Origin of the sequence: Mycobacterium sp., from assembly GCF_036488105.1 — a bacterium.
In the GTDB taxonomy this organism is placed as follows: Bacteria; Actinomycetota; Actinomycetes; order Mycobacteriales; family Mycobacteriaceae; genus Mycobacterium.
In genome coordinates this window covers 1-9,712 of the sequence record NZ_DASXHW010000071.1, presented here as the reverse complement: position 1 = coordinate 9,712, position 9,712 = coordinate 1, and the positions used below count along the sequence as shown (strand labels likewise).

14 protein-coding genes are annotated in these 9,712 nt (G+C 65.1%); 7 read left to right on the top strand and 7 right to left on the bottom strand.

Annotated features, from left to right (window positions below):
- The 4 genes from VGH54_RS03910 to VGH54_RS03895 form a co-directional block, all read left to right on the top strand.
- Positions 1-298, top strand: a 298-nt coding sequence (locus tag VGH54_RS03910; protein WP_331510628.1) for a sulfotransferase, incomplete at its 5' end; no start/stop codon positions are given.
- Positions 295-951, top strand: a complete 657-nt coding sequence (locus tag VGH54_RS03905) for a TetR/AcrR family transcriptional regulator (protein WP_331510627.1) — start codon at positions 295-297, stop codon at positions 949-951. The genes VGH54_RS03910 and VGH54_RS03905, both read left to right, overlap by 4 nt.
- Positions 952-959: 8 nt before the next feature.
- Complete coding sequence (locus tag VGH54_RS03900; protein ID WP_331510626.1) at positions 960-1,763, top strand: SDR family NAD(P)-dependent oxidoreductase; 804 nt, start codon at positions 960-962, stop codon at positions 1,761-1,763.
- A gap of 123 nt (positions 1,764-1,886) precedes the next feature.
- Positions 1,887-2,255 (top strand): nuclear transport factor 2 family protein, encoded by a 369-nt coding sequence (locus tag VGH54_RS03895; RefSeq protein WP_331510625.1) that lies wholly within the window; start codon positions 1,887-1,889, stop codon positions 2,253-2,255.
- A 4-nt stretch (positions 2,256-2,259) separates the two neighbouring features.
- Here the strand turns inward: VGH54_RS03895 and VGH54_RS03890 are convergent, their stop codons facing one another.
- Genes VGH54_RS03890 through VGH54_RS03880 form a run of 3 tightly spaced genes read right to left on the bottom strand, consistent with a single transcriptional unit; the run spans position 2,260 to position 4,263 of the window.
- On the bottom strand, positions 2,260-3,075 hold the full coding sequence (locus tag VGH54_RS03890) for an SDR family NAD(P)-dependent oxidoreductase (protein ID WP_331510624.1): 816 nt from the start codon (positions 3,073-3,075) through the stop codon (positions 2,260-2,262).
- Positions 3,072-3,497 carry a nuclear transport factor 2 family protein gene (locus VGH54_RS03885; protein ID WP_331510623.1) on the bottom strand — a complete coding sequence of 142 codons (426 nt, stop codon included), beginning with the start codon at positions 3,495-3,497 and terminating at the stop codon, positions 3,072-3,074. Before VGH54_RS03885 ends, VGH54_RS03890 begins: the two co-directional genes overlap by 4 nt.
- 43 nt (positions 3,498-3,540) lie before the next feature.
- The gene (locus VGH54_RS03880) at positions 3,541-4,263 is read right to left on the bottom strand and encodes a hemerythrin domain-containing protein (RefSeq protein ID WP_414688634.1); all 723 of its coding nucleotides are present in this window, start codon (positions 4,261-4,263) and stop codon (positions 3,541-3,543) included.
- Positions 4,264-4,416: 153 nt separating this feature from the next.
- On the opposite strand from VGH54_RS03880, the gene VGH54_RS03875 reads away from it, so the two are divergent.
- Both VGH54_RS03875 and VGH54_RS03870 read left to right on the top strand, forming a co-directional pair.
- Entirely contained in the window at positions 4,417-5,343 is a 927-nt protein-coding gene (locus VGH54_RS03875) for a class I SAM-dependent methyltransferase (protein WP_331510621.1), read from the top strand.
- Complete coding sequence (locus VGH54_RS03870; protein ID WP_331510620.1) at positions 5,340-5,972, top strand: class I SAM-dependent methyltransferase; 633 nt, start codon at positions 5,340-5,342, stop codon at positions 5,970-5,972. The genes VGH54_RS03875 and VGH54_RS03870 overlap by 4 nt, the downstream gene beginning before the upstream one ends.
- Here VGH54_RS03870 and VGH54_RS03865 read toward each other — a convergent pair.
- The 4 genes from VGH54_RS03865 to VGH54_RS03850 all read right to left on the bottom strand — a co-directional run bounded on the left by VGH54_RS03865 (position 5,922) and on the right by VGH54_RS03850 (position 9,047).
- Positions 5,922-6,446 carry a YkgB family protein gene (locus tag VGH54_RS03865; RefSeq protein ID WP_414688633.1) on the bottom strand — a complete coding sequence of 175 codons (525 nt, stop codon included), beginning with the start codon at positions 6,444-6,446 and terminating at the stop codon, positions 5,922-5,924. The genes VGH54_RS03870 and VGH54_RS03865 overlap by 51 nt on opposite strands.
- Before the next feature lie 42 nt (positions 6,447-6,488).
- Positions 6,489-7,112, bottom strand: a complete 624-nt coding sequence (locus VGH54_RS03860; protein WP_331510619.1) for a nitroreductase family protein — start codon at positions 7,110-7,112, stop codon at positions 6,489-6,491.
- Positions 7,113-7,174: 62 nt separating this feature from the next.
- Positions 7,175-7,909 (bottom strand): DUF899 domain-containing protein, encoded by a 735-nt coding sequence (locus VGH54_RS03855; RefSeq protein WP_331510618.1) that lies wholly within the window; start codon positions 7,907-7,909, stop codon positions 7,175-7,177.
- A gap of 136 nt (positions 7,910-8,045) precedes the next feature.
- Positions 8,046-9,047, bottom strand: a complete 1,002-nt coding sequence (locus tag VGH54_RS03850) for a sigma-70 family RNA polymerase sigma factor (protein WP_331510617.1) — start codon at positions 9,045-9,047, stop codon at positions 8,046-8,048.
- A 149-nt stretch (positions 9,048-9,196) separates the two neighbouring features.
- On the opposite strand from VGH54_RS03850, the gene VGH54_RS03845 reads away from it, so the two are divergent.
- The coding region (locus tag VGH54_RS03845; RefSeq protein ID WP_331510616.1) for an SDR family NAD(P)-dependent oxidoreductase at positions 9,197-9,712 on the top strand (516 nt) is incomplete at its 3' end.

The following is a 9,712-nucleotide window of genomic DNA, read 5'->3' as shown; positions in this document are numbered from 1 at the left end:
GGCGGAAGCCGTTCGCCGCGCGATGGACTTCCGCCAACGCTTAGGTGACAGCCGGTTCGCCGATGTCGCGTTCGCCGACTTGCAGCACGATCCGGTGGGCACATTGCGGGCCGGCTACAAATCGTTGGACTTGACGTTCTCCGACGATAGCGAACGGGCCGTGGAGCAGTGGGCCCACGAACACAAGCCCGGCTCGCGTGGCGCACACGACTACGAGTTGTCCGACTACGGGCTGACTCCTGAGGGCGTCCGCGAACAGTTCGCCGACTATCTACGGACCTACGACGCGACCGGATGACCGCCCCACGTACGCGGCGACGAAGCAAGCTCGCTCCACACCCCGACGTGCGCCGCACCATCGTCGTCGCCGCCTCAGAAGCCCTGCGCGAACAAGGAGTTCGGGGACTCAGCGTCGCCGCCGTCCTCGATCGTGCCGAGCTGAGCACCCGTGCGTTCTACCGGCATTTCGAATCGAAGGACCAGCTAGTCGCCGCGGTGTTTCTCGAGATAGCCCGCGCCGAGAAGCGAAGGCTGCAAAGGAAAATGGCAAAGGCCGGCAATCCGGCGGAGGCGGTTGCCGCGTGGATCGACGGTCGCCTCGACCTGGCGTTCGACGAGAACATCAAATCCGAACTGCGGCTCTTGTCGTTGGAGGCCCAGTCGCAGATGTTCGCTGCTCCCGAGCTGATTCAGCCCGCCTTTGAAGAGATGCTCAAGCCGCTGATCGAGCAGCTAGACGATGGGCTGAAGAGCGGCGTGTTCCACGACATCGATCCGGTGACCGAAGCACCGTCGATCCAGGGCGTGGTATGGGCGAGCACTGAACGACAATGGGCCGCAGCCAATCGCGAGCGCACCGAGGTTAGACGACGAGCTCTCCGGTTCTGCCTGCGCGGTCTGGGAGTGCAGCCCGAAATTATCACTGACATCGCCGCGCGCGACCGATTGTAAGGAGCAGCATGGACCTGGGCCTGGCGGGATCGACCGTCGTCGTCACCGGCGGCAGCAAGGGTATGGGGCTGGCGATCGCACAGGCTCTGGCAGCTGAAGGAGCCAGCGTTGCCGTGATGGCCCGGGGCAGGGCAGCACTGGAGGCGGCGGTGGAATCGTTGCGAGATGCCGGCGCACCCGACGCCGTCGGGATCAGCGTGGACATGACCGATGCCGCGTCGATCCTCAGCGGCTTCGACGAGGTGGCCGACCGTTGGGGACGGCTGAACAGCCTGGTCCATACCATCGGGCCGGGTGACGGGTACTTCGAGCAGATGGACGACGCCGAGTGGGACGCGGCCTTCACCCTGGGCACGATGGCTGGCGTCCGTTCGGTGCGAGCGGCATTGCCGATGCTGCGCGCCGCCGATTGGGCCCGCATCGTCACCTTGTCCGCGCATTCCATCCAGCGGCAGAATCCACGCATCGTGGCCTACACGGCGTCGAAAGCGGCACTGTCCAGCATCACCAAGAACCTGTCGAAAAGCCTTGCCAAGGACGGAATTCTGGTGAACTGCGTGTGCCCGGGGACCATTGTGACCGCGAGCTTCACCGAAAACCTCAAGGACATTCTCGCCGCCGACGGCCTCGACGCATCCAACCCGCACGATGTCATGACCTGGATCGACACCAACTTCCACCAACCGTGCGACCTTGGTCGCGCCGGGCTGCCCGAGGAGATCGCGTCCATCACCGCCTACCTGGCCTCTAAGCGGAACGGGTACGTCACCGGCGCGACAGTGAACGTCGACGGAGGATCGGACTTCGTCTAAGTAGCCACCGCACCCGGCGATCCTGGGTCTGTAGAAGTTTCCTATAACCAAAGATCCCAGGTCCCCGAGGGGCCTGGGATGTTTGGCATTGATGGCCCGGCTCGCTCAGCGTAAGAAGATGCAATGGGTCAAACTGATGACGCCGGCGTGGTCGAGCGCTATCTGGCGTGTCTGGCGGTGCACGACTGGGACGGCCTGGCGGCCACGATCGCGGACGAGGATCTGATCCGAGAGGGTCCGTACTGCGACGTCGTCGAGGGCAAGCAGCGGTATCTGAAATTCCTGCGCGGCGTGTTCGCCTCGCCGGAGGGCTACCGGTTAGACGTGCATCGGATCTCACACGCCTCGGATCGGGTGTGCTACGTCGAGCTGAGCGAGACCTTCGAGGCCGACGGTACGCCCACCGAGTATCCGGAATGCCTTGTGTTCGAACAGAATCCCGAAGGACTGATCAACCGGGTCAGCGTGTTCATCAAACAGGTTGGCAGCTGACGCGTCAGTCGCTGCCCATCGCGGCGGCCTGGGCTTGCGTCATGAGCTTGACGGCCTCGTTACGGGACAGCGACGCCAGCATCGGCGCGGCGGCGCGCATCATGTCGCCGACCATCAAGGTCGGTCCGTTGCTGAGGTTTTCGAACGCCTCGACGATCACCTGGTCGACGCTGTCGGCATCCGGCGGCGCAGTGTCCTCAGAGCTCAGGTGTCCGCGACTGTGTTCGAGTCGCCGCAGCGCCGGTGTGTTGGTCTTGCCCAGGATCAGGCCGAGCACGTCGACCCCTTTGTCGTGCAGCTCGCTCCACAGTGCTTCGGTGAACACCATGTCGAACGCCTTGGTGGCGCCGTAGACCACCATGTTCGGTCCGCCGGCGAGGCCGGCACCCGAGCCGAACAACACGATGCCGCCGTTGTGCCGCTCGACCATCGGCGGGGCGAAATGATGGCACAACTGCATGGGCACGATGCAATTGCGCTGCACCATCGCTTCGGCGGTTTCGATCGAGTTGGCCAGAAACGGCTCGAAATTCGGATCGGCCCCGGCGCAGTACACCAGAAACCCGATGTCCAGATCGGTGGTCGCTTTCGCCACCTGTGACGCCGCGTCGCGTTCGGCGAGATCGATTGCCAGCGCTCGGGTTTGGGCGCCGGTGCGATCGGCGATCCCGGCGGCCACCTCGTCGAGCACAGCCTGGCGCCGCGCCACCAACACCACGTTCACGCCGCGCTCGGCAATCCCCTCGGCGAACGCGGCGCCCACACCGTCGGATGCGCCGGCCACCAGCGCCCACGGACCGTACTTGGATGCGAACGTCATGCCCGATCCCCCACCGGGGCCACCCGCACCTGGATGAATCGACGACGGGCCACCCGCCAGCCGTCGTCGCCACGGACCAGGTCGTCGTCGTAGAAGCCGGCGGCATTCACGCCGGAGTTGGTGTCGCCCACCATGATCAGCGCGTCGACGTAGGTCCGCGACTGGGCTCTGTCACCGTCAACCGCGATCACCTGATTGGTCAACCGGTGCATGGTGTGTCCGGCCATCGAATGCGCCTGCTGCATGAACTCCGTGATCGCGTCGACGCCCTCCCAAGAACCGACCTCACCGTAGTCCAGCTGGCAGTCGTCGGTGAAAACCGTGCGGAACAAGGGCCAGTCCCGGCGATCGATCCCGGTCGCATAACGCACCAAGACATCGGCGATTTCGTCCCGATCTTGACGGTCATTTGGCTCGCTCACTTCACATCTCCGTTCCCGGCTCCTGACCGGTGCGCACCGCGTACTAGGTCGGTGTGAACTGGCTCAAATCGTAGATGCCGAGGCTCTTTTCGATATCGGCGACTTTATCGACCACACCTTCAAAGCCCGCCCGCCCAAACCGCCGGTGCTCCTCGTCCTCGAAGATGTCGGCCATGTCGCGAAATTCCTTCGCGGGCACTACCTGACGCAACTTCGGGAAAACGACAGTATCTTCGCGTGCTTCATGGGGCTCATACATTCGGATGAACGCCGACATGTCCTGCGCCAACGCTTCCCGCTTAGCCAGATCGAGCGCTGTGCCGGCACTGGTGGCGGCGACCACCCGGTCGGTCAGCACGCGACCTCGCGCATGCTGGGTGCGTAATACCGAGGTGACGTCGGTGAGTTTGCCCGCCTGCTCCAGCTTAGGGAAAACATGCTGCTCTTCCAGTTGCTCGTGATAGTCCTCGATAAAGCTGCGAATGATCGCCGCCCCGGCGTTGAGCGCGTCGGCGGGAAGCTGTTCGCTCCCCTGCAGGCGGCGGATTCCTTCTCGATAGATCAGCAGTACGCGTTTGAGTACTCCGTGTTCGCGCATCAAGTCTTCGGGTGGAGTGACCGGCACTTCGTCCTCTGCCGGTAGGCCGGGCGCTGCTGCCTTGGGCTGCGGCTTGTCGCATGCCGACAGCGCGATTGCGCCTGCGGCCGATGCAGATATCCCCAGAAGCCAACGCCGGCCGACGGCGGGGTTCGGCGGATTTGTCACGGTGACTCCTTGATTCACCAACCCCAGCACGGGATCGCCGCGTCGTCAACCGGAGTAAATCGCCTGTAGACGCACCTTGCGGCGACAAGTTGATAGATCGGCTAAATACTTGTTATGCTAACTAAGTACGTCCCGACTATCTAAGGAGCACGCATGCCGCGCACCGATAACGACACCTGGGACCTCGCGACCAGCGTAGGAGCAACAGCCACGATGGTTGCCGCGGCCCGAGCCGTCGCCACCAAGGCCGACAACCCCCTGATCAACGACCAATTCGCCGAGCCACTCGTGCGAGCCGTCGGCGTGGATTTCCTCAGCCGATGGGCAGCCGGAGAGTTGGACGCCGCGAACGTCGACAACGAGGACTCCAGCTGGAAGCTTCAGCAGATGCCCGACGCGATGGCCGCCCGGACCCACTTCTTCGACGCGTTCTTCCATGAGGCGACCGCAGCCGGTATCCGGCAGGCGGTGATTCTGGCCTCCGGCCTCGATGCCCGCGCCTACCGCCTGGACTGGCCCGCCGACATGACCGTCTTCGAGGTCGACCAACCCGAGGTGATCGCGTTCAAGACCCAGACGCTGTCCGAGCTGGGGGCCAGCCCGACCACCGATCGCCGCACGGTCGCCATCGACCTTCGGCAGAACTGGCCGGCCGCGTTGGCCGAAGCCGGTTTCGACCGGACTCAGCCCACCGCCTGGATCGCCGAGGGATTGCTGGGCTATCTGCCGCCGGAGGCCCAGGACCGCTTGCTGGACAACATCTCCGGGCTCAGTGCCGACGGGAGCCGACTGGCCACTGAGGCCATCCCCGACATGCCCGACGTCGATCAGCAGAAGGCGCGCGAATTGATGCAGCAGGCCACCGCGCAGTGGCGCGCCCACGGCTTCGATCTGAACTTCGAGGAGCTTGGCTACGAGGGTGACCGCAACGACGTCGCCGAATACCTGAACGGGTTGGGTTGGCGCTCGATCGGCCAACCGATGAGCCACCTGCTGGCCGAGCACGGCCTTCCGCCGTTCCCGCAGACCAGCGACTCGGTGTCGATGGCCGACACGATCTACTACACCTCGACCAAGTGACGCAGACACCACAACGTCGCGGGTTCAATGACATCGTCACGCGGTTTTGGGGCGTAGCTGCCCCGGCCTACAACCTGCCCTTCCTGCAGCAGTGGGTCTACCGCCCGGCGCACGACGAGGTGGTCGCGCAATTGCGCGACCACCAGTCGGCGCGGATAGTCGACGTCGCTTGCGGCACAGGCATTCTGGCTGACCGGATCGAACGCGACCTGCACGCCGACGCGGTCTACGGCGTGGACATGTCCGAGGGCATGCTCGGCCAAGCCCGCTCCCGATCGAGCGCAGTGCAGTGGCGGCGCGGCCCGGCCGAGCAGTTGCCCTTCGACGACGGAGCGTTGGACGCGGTCGTGACGACCTCGGCGTTCCACTTCTTCGACCAGCCGGCGGCATTGCGCGAATTCCACCGAGTGCTGTCCCCTGGTGGACTGGTGGCCGTGTCGACGATGAGTGCACGCCAGCCACTCCTACCGGCGGCCAGCAGGTTGACACCAGCACACAATCCGACGAGCGCCGAGATGCGGCGATTGTTCGAAGGCGCCGGGTTCACCATCGTCGAGCAGCATCGGGTGCGGCGGCCGCTATGGACGCGGGCCATCTCCGACCTGTTCACGGCTGGCGTCAAAGACTGACGATGCGCGGTGCGCATGCAGCGCCTCGCCCAGAGTCCACACCGCAACACCAAGCAGGACAACGTCTTTGAGTAGGAACTGCCCGGGTAACGCCGAGAGCACCGGCACCGGGCCGGCGAACCGGCTGACGACACCGGGCGTGGTGAACAAAAAGCTCAACGTTCCGCAGAACAGCACGATCGCCAATGCGCTGCCGATCGCCGACAGCCGCGGTGATACCGGTCGACTGACGATCAGTATCGCGGCGGCGATCTCCAGCGTCCCGAGGCCGCGTGCCACGGTGTTGACGCTGAACACGTCGTAGACCCAGCTCATCAAGGGGCTGTGCTCGATCAGCACGCGGCTTTCCATCTTGATGTACTTGCCGAATCCGATCCACGCCAGCGTCAGCGCCAATCCGTACCGGCTGATCGCCTGCCCGACACCCGACAGCCGCGCGGCCAGCTGATCATCAGGTCTTTTCGTCGTCGACAAGTTAGTCCTCCGTTCGGATTACGGCCCACGCACCCGTTCGGTTCACCCATCCCAGCGGTCGAAGTTGACCACCTCGCCCAGCGGCCGGCGACGCACCGGGCCGTGCCGTCCCTTCGGCCAGCCGACCACGATGTGCCCGGCCAGCATCCAGTCGTCGGGCACGCCGACGGCGTCCCGCAGCAGCTGCTCGCCGCCGTAGGCTCCCCAACTGGTCAGGCAGGCGCCCAGACCTTGAGCGCGGGCGGCCAGCAGGAAGTTCTGCATCGCCGGAAAGATCGACCCGCCCAGCAGGAGTTCCGACGCCGTCGGAAAGTGCTTCTGCGCGAACAGAACCGACGTGAATTCACCGGCCCGATCGTGCAACTCGTAGGTTGCGCGGTTGGTGCGGGCACGCCGGCTGCCGTCGTCGTCGGCCGGTCGGCTCATCCCATAGACGGGCTCGATCACCTCCAACGCGCGGGCCGCCGCCTTGGCCACCACAGCCCGTTGTTCGGGCGACCGCAGCACGACGAAGCGCCATGCCTGTGCGTTGGCCCCCGACGGCGCCCACATCGCCGCCTGCAGACATCGTTCCAGCGTGGCGTCGTCAACCGGCTGGTCGGTGAAGCGCCGGATCGTCCGCGCGGTCGACATCGCCTCCCAGACGTCGCTGGTAGCTCCCGACATGCCGGCTCCCTTCTGGCTTGCCTCCCCGCAAGAGAACCTACTGCCGAACAGATGCCTTGCTGTCAGCTACGCGGTGGACGCTGGTCGTCGGGATCGTTCGGATCAGGTTCACCGAACCAGCGCGACGGCTCGTGCTCGCCGTATGTGTCGTGCCAGTCCCACCATTCGTAGGGCGGACTCTGCGGGTAGCCCTCCGGCGAGTCTTCCCAGGTCTCCTGGCGGCCGAGCGCGGTCATGTCCAAAAAGCTCCAGGTGTTGCCCAGCACCTCGTCGCCGCGGTTGTTGATGAAGTAGGTCCGGTAGACCCGGTCGCCGTCGTGAATGAACACGTTGGTGCCGTGCCACTCGTCCACGCCGAAGTCGGCGTCGAAGTTGTCGGTGATCGTGTACCACGGCATCTGCCAGCCCATCCGCTCCTTCAGTCGCTCGATGCCCGGCTGCGGCGCGCGTGAGGCGAACACCAGCGTGGTGTCGCGGGCATTGAGGTGGGCCAGGTTGCCGATGTGGTCGGCGATCATCGAGCAGCCGCGGCAGCCGTGATCGGGCCAGCCGTCGATGTCGGGTCCGACGAAGGCACGGTAGACGAGTAGCTGACGCCGGCCCTGAAACAGACCCAGCAGGTTGACTTTTCCCTCGGGTCCCTCGAACTCGTAGTCCTTGTCCACCAGCAACCACGGCATCCGCCGTCGTTGCGCCGCGAGCGCGTCATGCGCGCGCATCACTTCTTTTTCCTTAGCCAGCAGCTCTTGATGCGCGGCCGTCCAGTCCTGCGCCGACACGATCGCGGGTGTGTTCATGGTGTTCTCCGCCTTTCGCTTTCAGTTGTTCGCGGCCAGTGGCGGTCACGAAGATGGCCTTATCGGTGTTATTGATCGCACACATGTCGTCTGTTTCCGTCTGCTTGTGCGGGAATCCCGTTGCCCACCTGCGCATTCAACCCGGGAGCGATCGAGGCAGCCCGAACCGTGGGAGCACGTCGTTGTCGAAGCGAGTCAGGGCGCGGATCTTTTCGCCGCTAAGGGTGAGGACGAGCAGGCCGGCCCCGTGGCGGATGCCGCCGGTGGGGGTGCGAAGGTAGGTGCCAAACGCCTGCTGACAGTTGGCCCTTGTGGGCACCAAGTCGTATGCCCGGCCAGCGCCGAAGATGTAGGCGTAGAAGCGGGTTACGACGTCGCGGCCCAGGTATTCCAGCGGAATCGGCGGCATGGAGACGCTGACGTCGTCGGTCAGCAGGGTGACCAGCGAATCGACATCGCCGGACTGATAGGCGCGGACGAACTTCGCCACCAGCTCCTGCTCGGCCGGTGAGCCGGGGGTCGGCGCCGGCCCGTCCTCGCCCGGCGCCGGCAGTCGGCGCTGCAGGCTAGCGCGCGCTCGTTTGAGCGCACTGTTGACCGATTCGACGGTCGAGTCGAGCATGTCGGCCACCTCGTTGGCGTGGTAGCCGAGCACCTCGCGCAGGATCAGCACGGCACGCTGGCGAGCGGGCAGGACCTGCAGGGCTGTCACGAAGGCCAGCGAGACGGCTTCAGTCTGTTCATAGCGCGCCTCGGGATCCAGCGGCAGCGCGGCCTCGAGAAGGGCATCGGGATATGGCTCAAGCCAGACGATTTCACCGAGCCGAGTCGGCTCGGGCAGGTCAACCTGCATGTCCCACTCCTTGGCCGGGCGTCGGCGGGCCGAGCGAAGAACGCTGAGGCACCGGTTGGTGGCTATCCGGTAGAGCCACGTGCGCACCGAGGCCCGCTCCTCGAATCCGTCGAGGCCTTGCCACGCTGCCAGCAGGGTGTCTTGCAAGGCGTCCTCGGCATCTTGAAGCGATCCCAGCATCCGGTAGCAGTGCACCTGCAGCTCGCGGCGGTGTGGCTCGGTCAGCTCTCGAAACGCCTCGCCGTCCCCGGCCCGCGCCCTGCCAATCAGATCGGTTGTCACCACATGTCACCACTTTTCCCTCGCGGGTGTTTTCACCTTCCAATATCGACGCCGGCTGGGCCTCGAACTGGGCGCACATCCTGAGCCCACTTTCTCGACATTGCGGCATCTGTATTGCCGAGACAGTCGAAACCCACGAGCGAGGAGGCGATGTGATCATCGCAGGAAAGTCAGTTCTGGTGACCGGGGCCAATCGGGGCATCGGGCAGGCGCTGGTCGAGGAAGCTTTGCGCCGCGGCGCGACACGGGTGTATGCGGCCACGCGCCGGACCGCGAGCCACCCGGATCGACGCGTCACGCCCGTTGCCCTGGACGTGACCGACGCCGCGCAGATTCGGGCGGCCGCGCAGTGCGTGGATTCGCTGGACGTCCTGATCAACAATGCCGGCGTGGCGCTGTATGACGACCTGACCGATCCTGCTGTGCTCGAACAGCACTTGCGGGTCAACCTGTTCGGGCCGTATGCCGTGACCCGGGCGTTCCTGCCGCTGTTGACGCGTTCGCGGGGAGCGGTCGTCAACAATCTCTCGGTCAACGCGCTGGCTCCGTTGCCGATCATCCCGGCGTATTCGGTTTCCAAGGCGGCCGCGTTCAACCTGACGCAATCGTTGCGGGTGCTGCTGGCCGAGCGGGGTGTGTCGGTGCACGCCGTGTTGACCGGCCCGGTG